General features: G+C 50.6%; 20 protein-coding genes. 5 read left to right on the top strand and 15 right to left on the bottom strand.

Annotation, left to right across the window (positions count from 1 at the left end):
* From OXG87_18960 to OXG87_18970, 3 genes are all read left to right on the top strand, one after another.
* Positions 1-352, top strand: a 352-nt coding sequence (locus OXG87_18960; GenBank protein ID MCY3871633.1) for a DUF1501 domain-containing protein, incomplete at its 5' end; no start/stop codon positions are given.
* Between the two features lie 21 nt (positions 353-373).
* Positions 374-1,369, top strand: a complete 996-nt coding sequence (locus tag OXG87_18965) for an NHL repeat-containing protein (GenBank protein MCY3871634.1) — start codon at positions 374-376, stop codon at positions 1,367-1,369.
* Positions 1,370-1,489: 120 nt separating this feature from the next.
* Positions 1,490-3,457, top strand: coding sequence for a hypothetical protein (locus OXG87_18970; GenBank protein ID MCY3871635.1), 1,968 nt, complete (start codon positions 1,490-1,492; stop codon positions 3,455-3,457).
* A gap of 8 nt (positions 3,458-3,465) precedes the next feature.
* Here the strand turns inward: OXG87_18970 and OXG87_18975 are convergent, their stop codons facing one another.
* The 15 genes from OXG87_18975 to OXG87_19045 all read right to left on the bottom strand — a co-directional run bounded on the left by OXG87_18975 (position 3,466) and on the right by OXG87_19045 (position 19,205).
* Positions 3,466-4,224 (bottom strand): AAC(3) family N-acetyltransferase, encoded by a 759-nt coding sequence (locus OXG87_18975; protein MCY3871636.1) that lies wholly within the window; start codon positions 4,222-4,224, stop codon positions 3,466-3,468.
* Positions 4,225-4,304: 80 nt separating this feature from the next.
* The gene (locus OXG87_18980; GenBank protein MCY3871637.1) at positions 4,305-4,622 is read right to left on the bottom strand and encodes a cytochrome C oxidase subunit IV family protein; all 318 of its coding nucleotides are present in this window, start codon (positions 4,620-4,622) and stop codon (positions 4,305-4,307) included.
* Positions 4,622-5,293, bottom strand: a complete 672-nt coding sequence (locus tag OXG87_18985) for a cytochrome c oxidase subunit 3 family protein (protein MCY3871638.1) — start codon at positions 5,291-5,293, stop codon at positions 4,622-4,624. The genes OXG87_18980 and OXG87_18985 overlap by 1 nt, the downstream gene beginning before the upstream one ends.
* The gene (locus OXG87_18990) at positions 5,293-6,924 is read right to left on the bottom strand and encodes a cbb3-type cytochrome c oxidase subunit I (protein MCY3871639.1); all 1,632 of its coding nucleotides are present in this window, start codon (positions 6,922-6,924) and stop codon (positions 5,293-5,295) included. The genes OXG87_18985 and OXG87_18990 overlap by 1 nt, the downstream gene beginning before the upstream one ends.
* A gap of 6 nt (positions 6,925-6,930) precedes the next feature.
* A complete protein-coding gene (gene coxB, locus OXG87_18995) occupies positions 6,931-7,881 on the bottom strand; it encodes a cytochrome c oxidase subunit II (protein MCY3871640.1) in 951 nt (316 codons plus the stop codon).
* Between the two features lie 48 nt (positions 7,882-7,929).
* A complete protein-coding gene (locus OXG87_19000) occupies positions 7,930-8,733 on the bottom strand; it encodes an SCO family protein (GenBank protein ID MCY3871641.1) in 804 nt (267 codons plus the stop codon).
* Positions 8,734-8,736: 3 nt separating this feature from the next.
* On the bottom strand, positions 8,737-9,114 hold the full coding sequence (locus tag OXG87_19005; GenBank protein ID MCY3871642.1) for a hypothetical protein: 378 nt from the start codon (positions 9,112-9,114) through the stop codon (positions 8,737-8,739).
* Position 9,115: 1 nt separating this feature from the next.
* On the bottom strand, positions 9,116-10,309 hold the full coding sequence (locus tag OXG87_19010) for a hypothetical protein (GenBank protein ID MCY3871643.1): 1,194 nt from the start codon (positions 10,307-10,309) through the stop codon (positions 9,116-9,118).
* Between the two features lie 6 nt (positions 10,310-10,315).
* Positions 10,316-10,942: a cytochrome c gene (locus tag OXG87_19015; GenBank protein ID MCY3871644.1), complete on the bottom strand. Its 627-nt coding sequence runs from the start codon at positions 10,940-10,942 to the stop codon at positions 10,316-10,318.
* Positions 10,926-11,459 carry a DUF3341 domain-containing protein gene (locus OXG87_19020; GenBank protein ID MCY3871645.1) on the bottom strand — a complete coding sequence of 178 codons (534 nt, stop codon included), beginning with the start codon at positions 11,457-11,459 and terminating at the stop codon, positions 10,926-10,928. The genes OXG87_19015 and OXG87_19020 overlap by 17 nt, the downstream gene beginning before the upstream one ends.
* 12 nt (positions 11,460-11,471) lie before the next feature.
* A complete protein-coding gene (gene nrfD, locus OXG87_19025) occupies positions 11,472-12,866 on the bottom strand; it encodes a polysulfide reductase NrfD (protein MCY3871646.1) in 1,395 nt (464 codons plus the stop codon).
* Positions 12,859-15,855 carry a TAT-variant-translocated molybdopterin oxidoreductase gene (locus OXG87_19030; GenBank protein MCY3871647.1) on the bottom strand — a complete coding sequence of 999 codons (2,997 nt, stop codon included), beginning with the start codon at positions 15,853-15,855 and terminating at the stop codon, positions 12,859-12,861. Before OXG87_19030 ends, nrfD begins: the two co-directional genes overlap by 8 nt.
* The gene (locus OXG87_19035; GenBank protein ID MCY3871648.1) at positions 15,852-16,520 is read right to left on the bottom strand and encodes a cytochrome c3 family protein; all 669 of its coding nucleotides are present in this window, start codon (positions 16,518-16,520) and stop codon (positions 15,852-15,854) included. Before OXG87_19035 ends, OXG87_19030 begins: the two co-directional genes overlap by 4 nt.
* 156 nt (positions 16,521-16,676) lie before the next feature.
* Positions 16,677-17,804 carry a fatty acid desaturase gene (locus OXG87_19040; GenBank protein ID MCY3871649.1) on the bottom strand — a complete coding sequence of 376 codons (1,128 nt, stop codon included), beginning with the start codon at positions 17,802-17,804 and terminating at the stop codon, positions 16,677-16,679.
* A gap of 96 nt (positions 17,805-17,900) precedes the next feature.
* Positions 17,901-19,205, bottom strand: a complete 1,305-nt coding sequence (locus OXG87_19045; GenBank protein ID MCY3871650.1) for a hypothetical protein — start codon at positions 19,203-19,205, stop codon at positions 17,901-17,903.
* A 166-nt stretch (positions 19,206-19,371) separates the two neighbouring features.
* Here OXG87_19045 and OXG87_19050 point away from each other — a divergent pair, with 166 nt between their 5' ends.
* Positions 19,372-20,772 carry a hypothetical protein gene (locus OXG87_19050; protein MCY3871651.1) on the top strand — a complete coding sequence of 467 codons (1,401 nt, stop codon included), beginning with the start codon at positions 19,372-19,374 and terminating at the stop codon, positions 20,770-20,772.
* Positions 20,769-21,914: a galactonate dehydratase gene (gene dgoD / locus OXG87_19055; protein ID MCY3871652.1), complete on the top strand. Its 1,146-nt coding sequence runs from the start codon at positions 20,769-20,771 to the stop codon at positions 21,912-21,914. Before OXG87_19050 ends, dgoD begins: the two co-directional genes overlap by 4 nt.
* The last annotated feature ends 1 nt before the right edge of the window (position 21,915 follow it).

Here is a 21,915-nt window from a genome sequence, read left to right on the forward strand (position 1 = left end):
GTCGGAAGCAATCCGCGATTTTTTCCAGGATTTGCGAAACCACAATGCCTCCCAGGAGATTGTCATGCTCGTCTTCTCAGAGTTTGGGCGACGCATGAGGGATAATGCCAGTGGCACTGACCACGGCACAGGCGGTGGTGCATTTATCATCGGTGATGGTGTAAATGGCGGGCTATATGCAGAATATCCCTCTCTTGATCCCTCTCGATGGGCCAATGGCGAAGACCTTGAACATACAATTGACTTCCGCGGCATATACGCAACGCTCCTGGAGCAATGGATGGGAATGGATGCCACTCCGATTGTGGATGGGACATTTGAACAGATCCAGCCTTTCAAAGAGGCCGTGTGATATCGAAAAGGGAGGTGAATCATGGGCAGACCTTATGGCTTGTTGCGGGCAGGGTTTCCATTTTACAAGACTCTGGGTATGAGGCGGCTGACGAATTTTCCGATTGATATTGCCCTGGGCGTGGAAGGCTGTCTCTACATATTGTGTCGGAACAGAGATGCATCGTCGATCAGGAAGTACCATATTGATGACAAAGATCTGGGTACCGTTGGCCGTGGGCTTACGTGGGCGGTTTCAATTATTGCCGATAGCGAGGAGAATCTCTATGTCTCCGACGAGGCCGTGCATTGTATTTTGTCCTTTGACAAAGATGGCAAAGAGTTGGGGAAATGGGGGGAGCACGGCGACGGCGATGGGCAACTGAACGGTCCGGCAGGTATTGCCTTCGATGCAGAAGAGAATATCTATGTTGCTGACAGCCTGAACCACAGAGTTCAGAAGTTTACCAAAGATGGTGAATTTATCTCAAAGTGGGGCGGGTTTGGTGATGGGGAGGGCGAGTTTAACATGCCCTGGGGGCTTACCGTGGATGAACTGGGCGATGTTTATGTCGCAGATTGGCGGAATGATAGAATTCAGAAGTTCACTGGTGATGGGGAGTTTATTTTCGCGTTTGGGAAGTCGGGTAGCGGAAATGGCGAGCTAAATAGGCCGACCGGTGTGGCCGTAGATGAGCATGGCGATATTTATGTTTCGGACTCGGGAAATGACCGGGTACAATTGTTCAATTCCGAGTCGAGGTACGTGCAGAAATTCCTGGGGGATGCAACTCTGTCAACGGTCGCAATTGAATATATGATGACAAATGCTGGTCCAAATCGCCTGAGGGATATGGCAGACCTCGAGCCGCAAAAGTACTTTCGGCGTCCGGGGGGAGTGGCTGTCAATGGAGATGGGCTGATGTTTGTGGCGGACAATGGCTCCTATCGGGTGCAGGTCTATCAGAAGCAGGCCGTCCCGCTTACAGAAGAGCAATTTTCCGCGCCGAGACGGTCGCCTACGCTTCACCAGGAATAGGCTGAACTTGTCGAATACAGAGGCCCTCAGTTTTCGCTGGGGGCCATTTTTTATAACTCGAATGGAATTCCTATGCACAGATATCTTGTGTGCAAATGAACCTGCCCGGCCCGTTATACGATGAGCAATCCTTTACAAGCACACCATTTGTCGGCGAGAGAGCGAGAGTCGTCGGTGCGCCCGGGCGCTATTGGCCTGGGGGTAGTGCTCACATTTTGCATCAACGGCTTCGACCCTGTCTCCCGTTACTTGATCCACTCTTCCTCGTTCACACACAGCCAAATGCCCTTTGCCTTGCTGGTAGGGCTTCTGCTCCTGGGCTATCTCTACAATCCTCTCGTTCGAAGGCGGTTTCCCCGCTTCGCTTTGACGCGGCGGGATATGGCTGCCGTGCTCGCTATTGGATTTCTCGGCACAACAGTACCCACTCTGGCCCAGAGATTTGTAGCCGTTATTTCGGCTCCGGATTACTACGCTTCTCCGGAAAATGAATGGCCTACCTACACACTGCCCAACCTGCAGCGCTGGTTGTTCCCCAGCAATGCCGGAGATGGCGTTGGGATGTTCTATCGCGGGCTGGTTCCCGGTACGCCTTTGCCCTGGGAGATATGGGTTGGTCCGCTCTTCTGGTGGTTCAGTCTGCTCATCGCGATCATGCTGGCCTGTTTTTGTCTCTCAGTCATTTTGAGAAAACAGTGGTCGGAAAGCGAGCGTTTGGCATTTCCCTTTGTCGAGCTTTCACTGATGCTGGTAGAGAATCCCGGTCCCAGACGAAATCTGCCCCAATTTTTTGGCCTGCCCCTTTTCTGGATCGGGTTTGCAATTCCGGCAATCATGCTTTTTTGGAATACAGCAGGCCACTTCTTTCCAGGCCTTCCCACATTCGCATTTCTCAATATTAGAACACTGCTCCCCATCGGACGTGGATTTATGCCTTTCTTTCTCCAGTTCGATTTCTACGTCATTTGTTTCGCCTATTTCACTACCCTGGAAATTCTCCTGTCGATGTGGTTTTTCCACATTTTGGGCATGTTGCAGGCAGGCATTTCCAACCGTATCGGGTTTGGTCCAAGAGGCTATGGTTCGGGGGTGATCTCTCAGAACAATTACGGCCTGATGGTTTTTGTGCTGTGGAGCCTCTGGATCGCACGCGGGCACATCCGCAATGTCTGGCGCAAAGCAATTGGAAAAGACCCCGAGATAGATGATTCGACCGAATTGCTCTCCTATCGCACAGCAACTTTCGGTTTTATCCTTGCCAGTCTTTTCATTTTCTTTTGGCTTTGTAAAACCCAGATGAATCCGGGGGTGGCCGCGGCATTTATGTTTTTTTCTCTGATTCTCTATTTGGGGATGGCCAAGATTGTGGCGCTAAGCGGGTTGGTGTCTTTACGGGGTTCGGGACCTACCGGACCCGTCAAAGGATTGATCGGTATCTGGAATATGGATGATACGACGATTGCGGCTCTGAACCAGATGGGTACGCTTTACGGCAACGCAAAGGGATTTGCCATGCCAGGTGCGGCCAATGCCGCCAGATCAGGCGACCACACCGATCCTCAAAGGCGCCGACTGGGTGGCGCAATTCTCATTGGCGGAATCCTCTCAATTCTCGCCTTTGTGATCACCACCCTTATTCTGGGTTATTACGGGCCGGGAGCTGAGAATTTTGGAGACTACAGTTATACGCGAGGCAACCGGGCCTTTTTCAATTATACTGTTTCGGATATCAAAGGGCGTCCAGATGCAGAACGGCAATGGTGGGACCTGGGCTTCGGAACCTTTGGAGCAGCGATGACCCTGCTGCTGATTTTTCTGAACCAGCGGTTTCCCTGGTGGCCTCTGCACCCGGTGGGCTTCACTGTTTCCCTCCAGTATCCCACCCGCGCGTCCTTTTTTTCGGTATTTATCGCCTGGCTGATGAAAATAATTGTGCTCAAAGTCGGCGGTATTGAGCTTTTCAATCGATCCCGTGTCTTTATCTTTGGCGTCCTCATGGGCTATACGCTGGGTGTTCTGGTTTCTTTTGTTCTGGATATTTTCTTTTTTCTGGGCCAGGGCCACCGCATGCACACACCGCCGCTGTAATAACAAGCCTATGTCGATCTTTGACCCAGTTTGACGCGGTCGTACGAATCGGGATCATTTCGGACAATATCGAGTAACTGATCAACATACGCGCGAATTTGGAACAGGCGGCACGAGGCGTCCCCAACCTTGCCGGTCTCCAAATTGCCTGACTGATCCCAGACTTCACCGAGTCGAATCCGGTCGAGCCAGATGAGTTCGGCATTGGGGTCCTCTTTCAGTCGCTCATTCCAGAACATCACTTCTACGACATGGATATACGTGGATGATTGGTAGTCAACGCCGAGCATCAGGATTTTGCCGTTCTGTTCATAGGCACGGATCATGGGGGAATTTGTACCATACGTCTTTCCCCAGGGGGAACGGTCCCAGGGAGATATCAGGCCTTCCCCTGATAAATGACCAGCAACGAAATTTTTGGCGCCTTGTCCGCGTGCTGCCACGGAGTGGGAGTAGTGGTCGGATCTGTGTGTCCCTGGCATCAATCTGAAATACTCGGTCAACCAGCCGACTGAGGAATCTGTTTTTTCAACGTCCCAGGACTCCGCCCTCTGCTCTCGATCACCAATCAGATTGAATGATGGCATCAGGAGTAAGCCACCGTCACCCAGTACGTTCTCAAGCGCGGCGATTACTGTTCCCGCACCACCCTGGACCATACCCAGGCTCTTGAATGAGGAGTGGACGAAGAGAATATCGCCAACCCCGACACCAAGGGTCTTTAGATCGTCACAAAGCTGCATTGCGGTGTATCCCAAATCGGGCATGTTATTTGTCGTTCCTTCTTTGTATAAAAAAAGCGGAGAAACCCAGTAGATTTCTCCGCTCTCTTTTTTGGTTCATCTTGTTACTGCAAATAGTGGCTCGCTGGCATACCCAACCAGCCGCGACTGACGTAATCTGCCATTGCAAAGGCAAATAGGATCAGCAAGAACAGGATACCCGCACCTGCGAGCAACCAGGTCAATCGGCTGGCGTATTTGACGTGCATAAAAAACAGAATCACAATCGTGGCTTTTGTGCAGGCGATACCCAGTGCTACCACGTCGTTAAACATGCCCAATTCTTGATAAGCCACCCAAACCGTTAGCGCGGTTAAAAACATCAGGGAGGCAAATACCGCCAGATAAATGCGTACAGTTGGGCCGTGGTGATCATCAGCCATCAGTGTCCTCCCTGTAAACCGAGAAGATAGAGCAGTGGAAATAGGAAAATCCAGACAATATCGACAAAGTGCCAATACAGACCAAATATTTCAATAGGGGCGTTGTATTCAGCCGTGTACGTCCCCTGTGCAGTTTTAACAAATACCCAGATCAACAGGCCAATACCAATAATCATATGCAGGGCATGCATTCCCGTCATTCCGAAATACAGAGAATAGAAGAGAGCCAGTTGGGGCGAGTTTTCACCGTGCGGATGCCATACCAGGCCGGGGACCAAACCGTACTCGATCTTTGCGGAGTATTCAAAATATTTGACCACCAAAAAGGTAAGTCCTAAGATTCCGGTCAGAGTCAGATAGACCAGTATCCCTCTTTTATTCCCTTCGTGTGACTTGTGTACGGCCATCGCCATTGTCAGGCTGCTGACAATCAACACTATGGTATTAAATGCTCCCAGAGGAATGTCCAGGTGGCTACTGCCTTCAAAAAATGCCTCGGGATAATAGGATCGGTAGATCAGATACGTCGCAAAAAAGCCTCCAAAAAACAGAATTTCTGTAATTAGAAAGCTCCACATGCCAATGACGGCGGATTCCTTCTGCTGCGGCATATCCTCGAACTGGTGGGCCAGTCCGTGCGGGTGATCGTGATGTAATGCGTGGTCGGCCATTAGTGCTCCTCTATTGGTCCGTACTCATAGGCTTCTTCTGTTACGACAGGCGTTTCTTCAAAATTAAATGTGGGCGGTGGAGAGGTCGTTTCCCACTCCAGTCCCTTGGCTCCCCAGGGATTATCAGGTGCTTTTGGTCCCTTAAAGAGCGACCAGGTCAAATACGCGCCGGGAACCAGATATCCCAGAGCCAGAATTGACGCACCCATAGACGATGCCACATTCAAGACCTGAAATTCGTCGGGATAGACGTGATAACGCCTCGGCATGCCCATATACCCCAGAATGAACTGCGGGAAAAACGTCAGATTAAAACCGAGAAATACCAGCAGGGCTGATACGCGTCCCCAAATATCGGGAAACATTTTACCCGTAATTTTCGGCCACCAGAAGTGCATGCCGCCCAGATATCCCATCACCTGGCCACCAACCATAATATAATGGAAGTGCGCCACCACAAAATACGTGTCGTGCAGGTGAATATCCAGGCCCATACTCGACAAAAATAGTCCGGTCAAACCACCAACTAAAAATAAGCCCAGATACCCATATACGTAGAACATGTGGGTGTCATATACAATAGACCCTTTGTATAAGGTCGCTGTCCAGTTGAATGTTTTGATTGCAGAGGGCACTGCTACGAGAAATGTGATGATGGAGAACACCATGCCGGCATACGTCGATTGGCTGCTCACAAACATGTGGTGGCCCCACACCAGGAAGCCCAAAATTGCGATGGCCACACTTGAGAACGCGACAAATTCATATCCAAAGACGCGCTTGCGCGCAACAGCGGCTACCATTTCGCTCATCACGCCCATTGAGGGCAAGATCATGATATAAACGGCTGGATGCGAATAGAACCAGAACAAGTGCTGGAATAAGACGGGATCGCCACCGAGGTTCGGATCGAAAAATCCAAATCCAAACCCTCGCTCGAGCATGAGCAGTACCAGTGTAATTGCGATAACGGGTGTGCCCAACAGCATGATCAAGCTGGTGGCATAATGCGACCAGACAAACAGCGGCAGGCGGAACCAGGTCATCCCCGGCGCGCGCATGGTGTGGATTGTCACCACAAAGTTGAGGCCCGTCAGAATGGACGAGAAACCCGCCATGAAAGCGGCCATAGCGGCCAAAATCACATTTGAATTTGAATAGGTGCTGCTGTACGGCGTATAAAAAGTCCAACCCGTATCAACGCCGCCTCCAACTACGGCAATTGTTCCCAAAATTCCCGCAACGACATAAACATACCAGCTCAAGAGATTGACGCGCGGAAAAGCCAGATCTTTTGCGCCGACCATTATGGGGACTAAAAAGTTGCCAATGGTTGCGGGGATAGATGGCACCAAAAAGAAAAAGACCATGATGATGCCGTGCATTGAGAAAACTTTGTTATAAGTATCCGAAGACATCAAATCGCCTTCGGGGGTCATCAGTTCAAAGCGAACCAGACTGGCAAATAACCCACCCAGAGCGAAAAAGATGGAAATCGAAATAATGTACAAAACGGCAATGCGCTTGTGGTCTCTGGTCAACAACCAGGACTTCAGTCCATAACCGTTATTCAGATAATTGACGCTCGGCGCATCTTCAGACGCTTGAACATCTTGCTCGGTGATTGCCATGGCGCATCACTCCATGCTCGTGAGTTCGGGGGCTTTCAGCGATTTGATATAGGCGATTAACTGAATGATCCCTTCTTCGCTGATCTGACCTTTGAAAGTTGGCATAATGGGTTTGTATCCTGCCATGATCTTGGCGGAAGGGTTCAGAATTGATTCTCGAATATAGGCTTCGTCAACCAATGCAGTACCGCCACCTTCCAAAGCCACTGTTTTGCCAAAGAGACCCGCCAGAGATGGACCGCGTCCTGTCCCGTCCATCTTGTGGCAGGTGTGACAGGCGTATTGTTCAAATAATCTTTCTCCGGCTACTTCCATTGGCTCGTTCGCAGTCCCGCCAGTTAACCAGGCTTCGTAATCTTGGGGTTCCAGGACGTGTACTGTACCAATCATACGCGAATGCTCGGTGCCGCAAAATTCGGCGCAAAACAGATGATACGAACCGACCTGCGTCGCTTTAAACCACAAATTGGTATATCGCCCGGGCACCACATCCTTTTTGACGCGAAAGGCGGGGATATAAAAACTGTGCAATACATCTTCCGCTGTCATGGTCAGACGCACCGATTCACCCAGGGGTACGTGTAATTCGTTAATCTCCTTTTTGCCTTCTGGATGTTGCAATTTCCACATCCACTGTTTGCCCACCACATATATTTCCATGGCGTTTGGCGGGGGTGTAATTAGATGGAAATACAATACGGTTGCCCACACAAATACACCCAGTGCGAGCACAGCCGGAATGGCGGTCCAAAATATCTCCAGGCCGAGGTGCCCCGCAATTTGTCGCGGCACTTCGTCGTCCGACCTGCGCTGATACTTAATTGCAAAGATAACCACCAGAATGACGACTAAGAGCGCGAAAAACACGCACAGTGCTAAAATGCCAAAATAAAGCGCGTCAACGTGAAAGGCAAAACTCGAAGCTTGGTCTGGAAAGAGAGGAAAATCAGTCTGCATGTGCCAACTCAGAAGTTAGAGGTCTGATGGACTTTTATTTTTGAGGCGTTAATTCGCCTGTAATGGCGAGCGCTCTCGGCGCACCATAATAAAAATAAATGTTAAAATACAAATTACAGTGATTACACCGGCAATGCGAACCAGACGATAAATTGCCAGCGTATATTTGCCAGTCAATGGATTGTATTGAAAACAATATAGCAAAATCGCATCAATTGGAGAACTGATCTGATCTTGTGCGGCTTCCAAAAGCCCCAGTTGCAAATCCCGCGGCGCAAATTCGACCCCAAATAGATACCGGGCGATCTTTCCTTTGGGCGTCAAAATTGCAATCCCGCTGGCGTGAACGTATTCGTCTGTTTCGGGATCGTATATGTAGCGATATCCAATGGCCCTTGTCAATGCGTCTATTGATGCCGGGTCTCCAGTGAGAAAATGCCATCCATTTTCTCCACCTTCTCGACCGTATCCATCGACGTAATTCACTTTTTTGGCCGCTGCCAATTCTGAATATTCGTCGGGATCAATGCTAAATGTCACCACCACAAAATCTCGTCCGGCATTGAGAGATAAAGGACGCAATCCCGACAACAAACCATTCAAAATCTGCGTACACAACATGGGGCATTCATAATATGCGGGCACTAAAATAACGGGATGCTGATCCAAATATCGCGCCAGCATAACATCTGTGCCCGATTCAGCGCGGAACTTCAAATTTACTGGCACAGATGCGCCCAATTTCTGGTCAATCCCAACGGAATCCAGCACTGTGGGATTCGGCGTGAGGTCTTGTGCCCACGCGGCCCTGGTGAAGCACATCAGCGTGATACAAGCGAATAAGACGCGCATGTTTTACTCTCTCACCGGGAACCCTCGTTCGAGAACCAGGTCTATTGCTCGCTCAATTGGAAGATGCACAATCCCGGCATCCCTATCTACCCAACCGTATTCGGTAAGCGTGCGATTGGTTTCGGCACGCACTTGCGTCAGTTCAGCAGAAGGTACAGTCTGGATCAGCGGTCCTTGATAGGGCTTTTGATGTGCAGCCATCGGAGGCGGATCATCTGTCATATAAATCACGGCTTGTTCCAGACCGAGAAACATGGCCCACATAGCGATGAAAGACAGAATGGCTATGAATATGATTCCCGCAGTGGCAGCGAGAATTGGGCCAATTTTGAGATGATAGTCTTCGTAGCCCTTTTCATGGGCATTGTGCTTTTCTGCCATATCAGTGGCCTTCTCCGGCGAAGGTTTCCGGCATGCGCGGATCGTGCAATGGTATCAGAGGCACGCCTTTTAGCTGCATCGCAAAAAATCCCAACCACAAGCCGCCAATGCTGACGAGGACCAGCGCGTCCAGCAAAAAACCATACCATATACCGTCAGAACCGCCGTGTCCAAAAGCCGGTGTAATAAAATAATAAAGATCGACATAGCGCATAATCAACATAAAAATCGCGATAACCGTCATAAGCGCGGCGCGGCGTTTGATCGCCCGCTGCAATAGCAAAAAGAATGGCACGAAAAAGTGAAAAATAATCAATGCAGTTCCCACATATTGCCAACCGCCGTGTGATCGGCGAATGTACCAGGGGGCTTCTTCGGCCAGGTTGCCAGACCACGTAATCAAAAACTGGGAAAAACTCACATAAGCCCACAGACATGTAAATGCAAACATCAGAGTGCCCAGATCGCTCAAATACTTAAAAGCATCAACTTCCCGATAGACCTCGACATCCTTTAATTTGATCACCCACAAGATGCACAGTGCCATGGCGCCCAGCGCGCCTCCCACCACAAAAATTAATCCGTAGATCGTCGAAAACCAGTGCGGTTCCAAAGACATAACCCAATCTGTTGCCGCAAATGTAACGGTTAAGATAAACATGGGAATTCCGGGACCGCTCAGGTTAATCATCCGGCTTTTCAGGCCCGGTTCACCTGTTTCATCTTGCTCGCGCGACCATTTTGTCAACAAAAACATCCAGAGCAACCACAGGGCAAAATAAACGACTGCGCGAATATAAAATCCAGTCTCATTCAAATACGGCTTCTTAAAGGTCAAAATCGGATCTTTGGCCACGACATCTGCATGCGTCCATTCGTACAAATGGTGCATACCCAGAACCACAATGGGAATAAACAGGACAGCCATGAGCCACAGTGTGCGCGCGCCCGATTCCAATAACCTCCGAATGACAAATCCCCACCGCCCACTGACCAGGTGGTGCAACATCAACAACCCCAGGCAACCCAGAGAAATGACCAACCAGTAGATATATCCAACGAGATACGATTGGAAAAATTGCTGAGAATCGGCAAAGGCACCAATAAATAAAAGCACTATACCGCAGGCACCTGCCAGAAGGCCTCGTTGTTGCACCTTATCTACAAACGGATGGTTAAAGGTTTCAGTAGCCATAATATCCTACTCGTTTTCAAGCCGCTGACGCGCATCGGCAGGGACATCGTCCAGCGTGGCGTTCTGGCTCAGTTGTAACGCCTGAATATAGGCTATAATAGCCCATCGATCTCGCGGTTTTATACGCGATGCATAGCTATACATTGCGCCAAAACCATTGGTCATGACATCAAAAAAGTAACCCGGTGTCTCATTTTGCAAGCGCTCAATATGGTACGATGGGGGTTGCTTCATGCCGCGGCGCACCACCATCCCGCGTCCGTCACCTTCCTGCCCATGGCAGGGGGAACAATAGATATTGTAGCGTTCTCTGCCGCGGAGAATTACATCGCGCGTAATGGGAAAAGGAAAAGTTTCCGCCGGATTACCATCTACCATCCCGGTGTATAAATGCGCGTCTGTACGCAAATGGCCGCGTGCAACCGTACCTTTTATCCATGGCCGAGAGGACCTCTGATCCGCAAAAAAAGTATTTTTTTCCAGCGGTTCAAATCTCGACTGGTTGTACATTTCTTGCCGCAAACGCTCAATATCTGTCGTGCCCTCACACCCCATTGCCATAAAGAGTGCGAGCACCAGTCTCGCGGGATGGGCAATTTTTACCCAATTAGCTAATTTACGGTTCGACATCATCTACCTTTTTTGCTTTCAGGCTTTCGAGAAATGTACGGGTTTCGGAAATATCAAATTTGGGATCTTCGGCTTCGATACACAAAAAGAACCCATCGCCAGAGGCGCGTTCAAAATTGGAGACATTGAAAACCGGGTGATAGGGACGCGGCAAACCATTGAGGATGAGCATGCCAATCAATGCACCGAAAGCGGAAAATAGCACGCCGAGTTCAAATGTCACGGGAATAAAAGAGGGCCAGCTCAAAAGGGGGCGACCACCCACGTTGAGCGGATAGTCGATTACAGATACCCAGTACTGAAGCCCAAAGCCGGAACAGGCACCGAGAATCGCGCAGATCAACACAATGATGGGCACGCGGTGCTTGTCATAACCCATTGATTCCGACAAATCGTGTATCGGCATTGGAGAATAAGCATCCATCTTGCGATACCCTTCTGCATATGCACCTTTTGCAGCTTTGAGCAATTCGTCGGGACCATCAAATTCGGCCAAAAGGCCGTATAGATTTTCAGCCATAATCACACCCGTTTAATCATCGGCAGAAGCAGTTTCTGCATGTTCGCTTTTATTTGCCACCAACTGGCGGATTTCAAAAATGTTGATGACGGGCATCACCCGAATAAACAGGATCATCATAAAGAGGAAAAATCCAATTGTGCCTGCGTACAATGCCCAGTCCCACGGCGTCGAGTGATACATGTCCCAGGATGAAGGCATAAAGTCGCGGTGGAGACTTGTCACCACAATGATAAATCGCTCGAGCCACATTCCCACATTGATGAACATCGAAATAGTGAATAGCCATAGCGGACTCAGGCGCACTCGTTTAATCCACAATAATTGGGGGATAGCCACATTGCACAAGATCAATGACCAGTAAGTTCCGGAATAAGGGCCAAACGTGCGATTTTGCATCATATAGCCTTCATAGGGGCTGGCACTATACCAGGCAAAAAACTGCTCCATCGCATAGCCATAAGCCACGATGAGTCCGGTGGCGAGCATCACCTTGCCCATATTGTTCAGATGGCGGTCGGTGATATAATCGTGCAATCCGTAAAAGTAGCGAATGGGCAGTCCCAGCGTCAGCACCATTGCAAAACCGGCATATACAGCACCCGCCACAAAATAGGGTGGAAAGATGGTTGCATGCCAGCCGGGAATCAGTCCTACGGAAAAGTCCAAACTCACGATGGAGTGTACGGATAGCACCAGCGGCGTCGATACACCCGCTAAGAGAAGCGCGGCCATTTCATAGTTGAACCAGTGCTTGGCGGATCCTCGCCATCCCATTGACAATACGCCGTAGATGATCTGTGATATTTTGTGTTTGGCTTTGTCGCGCAGGGTGGCAAAATCGGGAATCAAGCCCAGATACCAGAAGATCAGAGATACTGTAAAGTAGGTGCCAACGGCAAATACATCCCATATTAGCGGACTGCGGAACTGCGGCCACACAGACATTGTATTGGGATAGGGCAACAGCCAGTAAGCCGCTACCCAGGGACGCCCCGTGTGCAACAGTGGAAACATACCGGCGCACATGACGGCAAAAATGGTCATGGCTTCGGCAAATCGGTTGATCGAATTGCGCCATTGCTGACGCATGAGCAACAAAATAGCTGAAATCAATGTGCCTGCATGCCCAATACCAATCCACCAGACAAAGTTGATAATTGCCCAGCCCCAGCCAACGGGAATATTTAAGCCCCAGATGCCAGTCCCTTTGATCAGCAGCCAGGTTGCAGACAACATCAACAACTGCAAAATACCACCTGCAATCAACAACGCTGCGAGCCATCCCAGAGGCGTGCGATTGGTGATGAGCGCACTGAGTCTTTGCGTCACCGTTGTATAGGTCTGCCCCGGACCGAGTACCGGCGCTGGCATCGTCGGATCGTTTATAGGTGCAGGACTACCCATGCTGTGAAATCTCCGGATTGGGATTGGTCAACCGCGCGAGATACGTGGTGCGCGGTTTGGTATTTAATTCTGTCAAAATGCCGTAATTTCGCTGTTGGGCTTTGAGCCTGGCCACGCGGCTATTGGGGTCTTTGATATCGCCAAATACAATGGCATCTGCAGGGCACGCACCCTGACAGGCGGTTGTAATATCCCCATCTTTCAATTCGCGATCTTCGACCTTGGCCTCAATTCGCGCTGCACTAATGCGCTGCACACAATAGGTACATTTTTCCATCACGCCGCGACCGCGAACTGTTACATTGGGATTGCGCTGCAATTTGAAACTCGGTGTTTCTTCATCGGCATAGTGGAGGAAATTGAAGCGCCGCACCTTATAGGGGCAGTTATTTGAGCAATACCTTGTACCCACACAGCGGTTATAGGCCATATCGTTCAAGCCCTCGGCACTGTGTACTGTTGCGCCAACGGGGCATACGAGTTCACAGGGTGCATTCTCGCACTGCATACAGGGTACGGGCTGGTTGTAAAGTTCGGGGTTGTCCAGATCGCCCTTGTAGTAGCGGTCGATGCGAATCCAGTGCATTTCGCGTCCGTTGAGCACCTCATCTTTGCCCACTACCGGGATATTATTTTCCGACTGACAGGCGACTGTGCAGGCATTGCAACCATTGCACGAATTCAGGTCAATTGCCATGCCCCAGGCTATGCCATCGTTGTCGTGAATCCCATCAAAAAAGTTTGCATCGGGACCGGGATCGTGTCCCATTTCGTGTACAAAATGCGGGTGTTTTTCGTATTCATCAACTGTGCCAGATCGCACCAGCGCGCGGCCTTCCATGCTGTGGTGATCCTGCGTGCAGGCCAGGGGATACGTCTGGCCCGTTTTTGTCATTGACGCGCCCGATGCAATCCACGGTGAATCAGATGTCTGAAGTGCATAAGCATTAAAGCCAACGCCATTACCCACGCGCCCGGCAGCGGTGCGTCCAAAGCCGAGATGTACGGTAACGGCATTTGCGGGATGCCCGGGTGCTATCCAGATAGGTGCTTCCACCGAGCGATTATTCGCGCTCAATGCGACCACATCGCCATTTTGAAGCCCCATTGCCTCGGCAGTTGCCGGTGCGATCAAAGCCGCATTATCCCAGGTGAGGCGCGTATGGGGTTTGGGCAATTCTTGCAGCCAGCCATTGTTGGCATATCGCCCATCGCCAATTGTGGGATCCAGGCGGAAGTTCACTTCGAGTCCCTCACTCGCCTGCGATGGCGTGCCGTAATTTTCGGTCGTGCTCACAGAACGCTCGGGCAAAGCCGTATCGGGAACCAATCCGTCGTGCAACCATGTCTGCCAGGCTGTTTCAAAATCGGTGCCTTTGTACTGTTCACGCCAATATTCTTTGACCCGATCGTAACCTGCACGTCCATCCCCCAGCATCATAGCCACCAGTTCCGCGGCGGACTTGCCACCGTAGAGCGGCTCAATCAATGGCTGGACAATAGAAACCGTACCGTCAAAAGCGCGTGTATCGCCCCAGGCTTCTAATGCGTGTGCTTCGGGCAGATGCCAGTGAGACAATCGCGAGGTTTCATTTTGAGATTGGCCCAGGTGAATGCGCGTTGTCACTTCCTGGTAAGCAGCGGCAAAATTGAGGTCTGCCGGTGCATTGTAAACGGGATTGCCACCCAGAACCACCAGCAGAGAAACTCTGCCCTCTGACATATCAACGGTTAAATCTTTGAGGGAAGCGTATTGATTGGTAGGCTCGGCTTCTACTGGATCTGTGTACGTCACGGTGTTACCCACGTTGCCTAACGCATCGTTGATGGCGTGTGCGAGTGCGTGAACAGCAGGCGGTTGATGGTCGCCGGCAATCACCAGCGATGCGCCGCGATGTGCCGCCAGGTCTTTGACCAGTGCATTGAGCCAGGTATCGTGGCCAGCGCTATTGCCACCCATTGCGTTTATTCCCAGCGCAGTAGCTACTGCTCGGACAAATCCCTCGACCTGACTGGCTTTCAATGGCAGGCGATGATCGGCAAAAGACCCCGTATTAGATGGGGTGGATTCAACGACGTAGATTCGATTCATATCGGCCTTTTGGCCGTCGATGACCTCGCGCCCCAGAGCAACGTGACGAGCGTGTCGGACACTTGCCGCACCGCTATCCATAAAATCGGCGTCTAAAGACAAGATGCGTTTGGCTTTTTCAAAATGATACTGCGTTTCGACGACTTCGCCAAAAGCCATTCTGGCGCCTTCGCGCACATTGTCGCGCGTGCCTGGCTCAAATTGATGCCACCTTGCGTTGGGATATTTTTCCAATAGTGCGCGGATCTGGCTGACCAAAACTGGCGAGGTCACTGTTTCTGTCAATAGACGCAATCCCTGTCCCTGATCCAAATCGAGTTTTGCCACTTCGGTGGCAAGGGTAGCGGAAAATCTCGTCCATGTACTCGCCCGTCCATTTGCTATGGGTACCTGCGAGCGGTCCGGGTCGTAGAGATCGAGTATTTGAGCCTGTGTAATTGCATCTGTGGGCCCAAAAGTCGCATTTCCCGATCGAGGATTTGCGGGATGTGCGGGATTGCCCTCTATTTTGGTCGGACGCCCCGCATGACTTTCGACCAGTACGCCCCGGGCGAATCCGCCTTGAGAGAGAGCCGAAGCAAAGAACAGGGGTTTACCGGGTATGATCTGCTCGGGCGCACGTATATAGGGGACGATTTTTTCCGGCGGCTGGCGCGTGCACGATGTCAAGCCGGCAAATGCCAGAGACGCGCCCATTACCTGTAGAAACTTGCGGCGACCGACTTTGTCGCTCCATTCGGAAGCTCCTTCGGGAAATTCGCGGTGCAAATAGTCGCGAAATTCTTCCGTATCGGCCAATTCATTCAGGCTGCGCCAATAATCCTGCCCCTCGCGCTTAGATAGGCGTTCGCGAATCGCAGAGAGGTCCAAACCGTCTTTATGTGCTGTGCGTGTCATCGATGACATGTCGAGCAATCCGTGGAAGGGTTAATATCGTAGTCTTGAACCAGTTGTGCGCCCAGCAAGGCTTGAGAGACCGCATGTCCGCGTTCATCCATTGGTTTCCAGGCCATATTGAAAACTTCTTCGCGGGGACGCACATATTTCTCGGGTGCCCGGTGACATTCCAGACACCATTCCATGTTGAGGGTGTTCACTTTCCACATTAGTGGCATTTCATCGACCTGTCCGTGACAGGTTTGACATCCGATGCCTTTGTGAACGTGAATGCTGTGATTGAAATAGACAAAATCGGGGAGATCGTGAATGCGAACCCACTCTATGGGATTACCCGTGCGATAACTTTCGCGGATGGGTTCGAGAAGGGGGCTTTCTGTCCAAATTTGAGAATGGCAGGTCATGCAGGTTTCAACAGGGGGGATATTGGCGAAGGAAGATTCTTCTACAGAAGTGTGACAATAGCGACAGTCGAGGCCCACGCCGGCCACGTGGTGTTTGTGACTGAAGGGAACCGGCTGTTTTTTTGCGACCAGGACATCGGATGTGTAGTGTAATCGGTTGGTGTTGAGCAGAATGGTGAGGCCCGTTCCAACAACAACCAGAACCACGACAATACTGATTCTGGCATACGCGTTACTGCCACGCGGAAAAAGCTGCGCCATTTATGAATCCTGTGAAGTGAGATGAGACAAAATGAGATCAGGTCGAACCTACGAAGGGCTTAATATACACGAATCCACATGCGAGTCAAGCAATAAGTTTTGCTCATATAAACTGTACATTATTATCTACTTTGTTTTGCATATAAAACACGCATTTTAATCGCGAGTGTCCGCTGTATGTTGTTCTATATTGCGCCGATTATCGCCTGTGGGCAGTTCGGCAATGTACTGGTAATTGGGGTCATGCGCCTGTCTGTCCAAAATCTCAGCAATTTGTTTCCACGTTTCGCGCAAGCCGCGGGTGCAGTAGGGCATCTCGTGTTTGATCAGCCTGTGTAGCCGACCGAGTTTGTAGCATGGAACCGCAGCGTACATGTGGTGTTCGGTGTGGTAGTTCATATGCCAGTAGAGAAATTGGAGCAGGGGATTGAGGTAAATCGTGCGGCAGCAGAGGCGAAAATCCGGTACTTCGTCTTGCAGCCCAACGTGCTGTGCGGAGTTGCAGAGGGATTGCAACCACGATCCGAACATTTTCGGAAATGTGATGACCAGCGGAACAATCCAGTACCCATACGCCAGAGATATACCCGCGATCGAGAGGTGGCCGATGAGCAAGGTGCGCTCCCACCTGGTGTAGGCGCGACACCGCTCTGGATCACTTTCGGGAAAGAGCATTCCAATCCAGGAATTTTTCCTGTTGATATAGCCGGTAAAGTTCCGAAACCTCTCTTTGAGCAATGTGTAGGGGTATTTGTGGTTTACAATGGCTCGCTTCCACAGGCCTTTGAGGTCGATTTTTTGAGGGAGTACGACTTCCTGGTCGTCTGGGGGATGCAAGGTGTATTTGTGGTGCTCGGTATGGCTGGCCCAGAATAGATGGTGGTTGTGCCAGCCGAGGAAGGACAAAATGCGGAGGAAGAAGCGATTGAGCCATCGGGTCTTGAAGACCGAGTCGTGTACCAGTTCGTGAAAGCCGTTGACCAGAAAATGCCAGAAGTGCCCGTTGATGAAGACCAGTAGTGCAGTGATATACCAGGGCCAGTGGCGCGATGAGTAAATGGCCGCTCCCGCAGCAACAGTTAGCACGCCCAGGAAACCGAGTGTCTGAGCAAAGCCGAGGAAATCACTTCGCTTGTTGAGTTCGCGCAATGTCTCGCGGGAGACACGACAGCGGTACCATTTGATCCGCGTCTTCCTGGGCGGTTTATTGTATTTGGGACCTTCTGTGAACACGTCTCGATCAGAGAGCGTGCCCTGGCCGATGTTTTCGGTTTGTGTGTTCAAGGTCTATGATCCACTTGTTGGAAATTTAGAATCAGCGACCAAGATACGCGAATCTACTTGTGCGTCAAGTGGGTTCGCAGTACCTCTCTCCGCTTGCTACCCACTTGTCTTGCCAAAATTTGAGGTAAATATCAAAAAGTCGTTAAAATCTACGTCGCCATCCTGATCCAGATCACCGATTAAACCGCTTGGCGTGCCACCGCCTCCTCCAGCCGGTGCCATTTCAGAGGACCACCGAAGGATCTCGTTTTGTCCCCGGGTCTCTGCGACTCCGTTGCCCAAAGTATCTACATGAGCGCGGAATCTGCCGTCTTCAATTCCCAATACACCGTTGCCCGCTCCATCGGCTGCCATAGCCGCAATGGGCCGTCCAGAGGCGTTGAGAACGCCCATTACACCGTGCCCACTTTCATCGACACCCAATATAGAAGTCAAAACGCCCTCTTTGTTTGTCACCAATACGGCTGCATCGCCAGCCGCGTCAACTCCCAAACCAACTATTGAACCCGAGGCACTGACAGCACTGGCCGAGCCATTGCCAGCATTATCTACACTTAGAATCACCGCACCTGCGTTCGATTCGGAGCCACTATCTATGACCAATCCCGCATTTCCCGCACCATCGGTTCCGAGAAGCGCGAACGAACCCGAAGCATTGATGCTACTCACCCGTCCACTCCCCGTTTCATCTATGCCCAAAATTACCGCACCCACGCTCGATTCGGATGCAGTGCTCACGATTACTCCCGCATTTCCAGCTTGATCGGAACGAAGAGCGACAAAGCTCGAACCAGAGGTATTTGATGAGGCTATAAAGCCATTGCCAGCTTGATCTGCACCCATCCCCGCAACAGAGGCATTATTTTCTATGATACTAACATCTCCATTGCCAGCTTGGTCAACGGATATAGCTGCAACTGCTGTACCAGCCGCGTTTCCTACGACCAAAACACCGTCTCCAGCAGTATCCGATCCGGTTACGGCGACGACATTCCCAGATGCATTTACAATCTGTAGTGTGTTTACCTGCAGTGTGCTTACCCTCAATGTATCGGACACAACCTGTAGTTCTCCCGCTTGTACTTGTTTGCCCAATCTCGGTGTCTCATTCTGGTGCGATAGAATATTATTGATAAATTCTGTCTTATCTCTACCTGGACCAAGCCCTGGTGCCTGTATTCGTTGCGTCAGAATTTCTTCCCTATGCGACGCAATATTGCTATAACTTTCCACATTTACGGAGGTCAATTTTGGTGGGAGTAGCCGGTGAAACCACTTTGACGTAAAAGCGGGCGATGTGTTGAAAAGGAATACAATGATCAATCCAATAATCGCCCGCATTTGCCAGCGCACTCTTTTTTCCAGTGCTTCTACCTTTTTTTCTACGATTTCCCTGTCCATTCTGTCTCCTTGAATTGGTGGTTGTGTTTTTTAGAATATAAAACATTTGTCAATCAATAATAACTTAATCCGAGATAAGCGGTCATGGGTTCTCCTTGCTTTGATAAAATGAAACGGCTATTATGGACCATTCCAACGCGAATGTAGAGAATGGAGGAGCACAGCGATGAATTTGCCAGAGCCACTTATTGCATCCAACCACCGCCAACTTTTTGTCGATAACCATTTCATCGACAGCCTTGAAAATGTGCATATTCACCAGCACGCGCCCATCCCACGCGAAACGTGTCTCTCTCTCAATCGCCCCTGGGAAGGTGAGACGAGTTGGTGTCCCGTTGTTATCAAAGATGGCGATAAATACAGGATGTGGTACCGATCTCAAGATGAACAGCAAGACACAGGTAGTTTTAACCATACGTTCACTGCTTATGCCGAGAGCGAAGACGGCATTTGTTGGCAGCGGCCCAATCTCGGGTTGTTCAATTTTAATGGTTCAACCGATAACAATATCTGCGTTGACAATCCCAATACCAAAAATATCGCGGTTTTTGTGGATGAGCGCCCCGGCGTGCCAGAATCCGAGCGGTACAAAGCAGCGGGACGCTGGAGCGGTGGCAAACCCGCTCGTATCTACGGTCTCGTCTCTCCCGATGGCATTCACTGGCAAAACGCAGGAGACGGGCCGCTCATCGTTGCCTCTGAAGACGATCCCAATTTTGACAGTCCGGTTAGTGCTTTTTGGGATGCGCGTCAGGGGTGTTATGTCCTGTACGCGCGTGGCTGGTTTCCCGATGGCAATGAGCCGCGTATGCGCGCCATTCGAATGACGACGTCGCGGGATTTTATACATTGGGATGCATGGCAATATATCCGCATTGACGGCAAAACGCGCTTTGATTATCAACTTTATACAAATGCCGTTCATCCCTACGCATGTGCGCCCTATTATTTTGCCTTTCCCAAACGCTTTATTCAAACGCGCAAATCCCTGCTCGAGTGGGATCACGAAGGTCTTTCCGATGTCCTCTTTCTCGCCAGCAGAGATGGACTGAATTTTACCCAGCCGTATGCCGATGCGTTTATGCGTCCCGGTCTGGATCAAAACAACTGGCACGAGCGCTCTATTTTTATCGGACCGCGTGTCGTTTCTACAGCGCCCGGCGAACTCTCGCTTTATTCTGTGCAAAATTATCGCACGCCCAATGCACACATTCGGCGTTTTACTCTGCGCGAAGATGGGTTTGTTTCTGTTCGCGCTGATGCCAGAACGGGTATTCTTACGACCAGACCGTTTACTTTTACCGGTACCCAGTTGGAAATCAATTATTCTACGAGTGTTGCCGGATCGATTCGCATCGCATTGCTCGATGAAGCGGGCGATCCCCTTCCAAAATTCGCGCTCGACGATTGTCCCCATATTTTCGGCGATGAAATCGCGCGCACTGTTCGCTGGGAAAATGTCAATGCTATCAATGTCGCCCCGAACCAACCTATTCGCTTGCAATTTGAGCTAATTGAAGCAGACCTTTTTTCTTTTCGGTTCTTCAGTCCCGGAGAAATGTTATGAAAATCGCTAAAATCGAACAATTCTTTCCCCGCCGGAGAATGCGCCTGATCAAAATTACGACCGATACCGGTATTGTCGGTTGGGGAGAGACTACCCTTGAAGGCAAACCCAGGAGCACGTGGGCTGCCGTAGAAGAACTCGCTGATTATCTTATTGGGAAAGATCCCCTGCGCATTGAGCACCACTGGCAACATATTTATCGCTCTGCTTTTTATCGCGGAGGCAATGTACTTATGACGGCTCTTTCGGGTATTGATCAGGCGCTTTGGGATATTGCAGGTAAATACTTCAATGTGCCGACCTATCAGCTTCTCGGCGGACCGGTGCGCGATCGCATTCGCGTTTATGCCCATTGGGGGATTCGCGATAGTTCAGAACGCGGGTTGGATGCTGCGCGTGAGCGTCTCGAAATGCTACAAGAAAAAGGGGGGTACAAAGCTTTTAAATCGGGACCAGGCGGCAAGTGGCGTGCCCATGAACCTCCTGAGGTGATCGACCGCTTTGTCAAATGTGCCTATACTATGCGCGAGTGGGTTGGCGATGACTGCGAACTCTGTTTTGATTTTCACGGCAAGATGACGCCTGCGCTTGCCGTGGAAATTTGCCACGAGATCAAAGGCATGCGGCCCATGTTTGTCGAGGAACCCGTGCCGCAGGAAAATGTCGATGCGCTCAAACACGTTTCCGACCATGTGCCTTTTCCCATTGCTACGGGTGAACGCCTGCTTTCGCGCTGGGAGTTTCGCACTGTTTTTGAAAAAAATGCCGTTGCCTATATCCAGCCCGACGGATCGCATGCAGGCGGTATTTCCGAACTCAAACGCATTGCGAACATGGCTGAAGTGTATTACATACATATTATGCCGCACTGTGCTATTGGGCCAGTTGCGTTCTCTGCCTGTATGCAGGTTGATGCTGCGGTGCCCAATTTCCTCATTCAAGAGCAAGTCGATGCGGGTTTGGGTGAGGATCTCCTGCAAGACCCCTGGGTTGTCAGAGATGGACATATTGATTTGCCCACCAGGCCCGGTCTGGGCTTTGACCTTATCCCCAAAGAAGCCGAACAAAATATCGGGGTTTACGAAGAAGAACTCGGTGGGGAATATTTTTACGAAAACGATGGCAGTGTTGCGGATTGGTGAT

It is taken from the genome of Gemmatimonadota bacterium, from assembly GCA_026706845.1.
In the GTDB taxonomy this organism is placed as follows: Bacteria; Latescibacterota; UBA2968; order UBA2968; family UBA2968; genus VXRD01.

Excerpts from the sequence above, each read along its gene's own strand:
- OXG87_18980 (MCY3871637.1), bottom strand. The coding sequence starts at position 4,622 with ATGGCTGATGATCACCACGGCCCAACTGTACGCATTTATCTGGCGGTA.
- OXG87_19035 (MCY3871648.1), bottom strand. The coding sequence starts at position 16,520 with ATGGCGCAGCTTTTTCCGCGTGGCAGTAACGCGTATGCCAGAATCAGT.
- OXG87_18985 (MCY3871638.1), bottom strand. The coding sequence starts at position 5,293 with ATGGCCGACCACGCATTACATCACGATCACCCGCACGGACTGGCCCAC.
- dgoD (MCY3871652.1), top strand. The coding sequence starts at position 20,769 with ATGAAAATCGCTAAAATCGAACAATTCTTTCCCCGCCGGAGAATGCGC.
- OXG87_19015 (MCY3871644.1), bottom strand. The coding sequence starts at position 10,942 with ATGATGTCGAACCGTAAATTAGCTAATTGGGTAAAAATTGCCCATCCC.
- nrfD (MCY3871646.1), bottom strand. The coding sequence starts at position 12,866 with ATGGGTAGTCCTGCACCTATAAACGATCCGACGATGCCAGCGCCGGTA.
- coxB (MCY3871640.1), bottom strand. The coding sequence starts at position 7,881 with ATGCAGACTGATTTTCCTCTCTTTCCAGACCAAGCTTCGAGTTTTGCC.
- OXG87_19000 (MCY3871641.1), bottom strand. The coding sequence starts at position 8,733 with ATGCGCGTCTTATTCGCTTGTATCACGCTGATGTGCTTCACCAGGGCC.
- OXG87_18990 (MCY3871639.1), bottom strand. The coding sequence starts at position 6,924 with ATGGCAATCACCGAGCAAGATGTTCAAGCGTCTGAAGATGCGCCGAGC.
- OXG87_19020 (MCY3871645.1), bottom strand. The coding sequence starts at position 11,459 with ATGGCTGAAAATCTATACGGCCTTTTGGCCGAATTTGATGGTCCCGAC.
- OXG87_18965 (MCY3871634.1), top strand. The coding sequence starts at position 374 with ATGGGCAGACCTTATGGCTTGTTGCGGGCAGGGTTTCCATTTTACAAG.
- OXG87_19050 (MCY3871651.1), top strand. The coding sequence starts at position 19,372 with ATGAATTTGCCAGAGCCACTTATTGCATCCAACCACCGCCAACTTTTT.
- OXG87_18975 (MCY3871636.1), bottom strand. The coding sequence starts at position 4,224 with ATGCCCGATTTGGGATACACCGCAATGCAGCTTTGTGACGATCTAAAG.
- OXG87_19005 (MCY3871642.1), bottom strand. The coding sequence starts at position 9,114 with ATGGCAGAAAAGCACAATGCCCATGAAAAGGGCTACGAAGACTATCAT.
- OXG87_19045 (MCY3871650.1), bottom strand. The coding sequence starts at position 19,205 with ATGGACAGGGAAATCGTAGAAAAAAAGGTAGAAGCACTGGAAAAAAGA.
- OXG87_18970 (MCY3871635.1), top strand. The coding sequence starts at position 1,490 with ATGAGCAATCCTTTACAAGCACACCATTTGTCGGCGAGAGAGCGAGAG.
- OXG87_19030 (MCY3871647.1), bottom strand. The coding sequence starts at position 15,855 with ATGACACGCACAGCACATAAAGACGGTTTGGACCTCTCTGCGATTCGC.
- OXG87_19010 (MCY3871643.1), bottom strand. The coding sequence starts at position 10,309 with ATGGCTACTGAAACCTTTAACCATCCGTTTGTAGATAAGGTGCAACAA.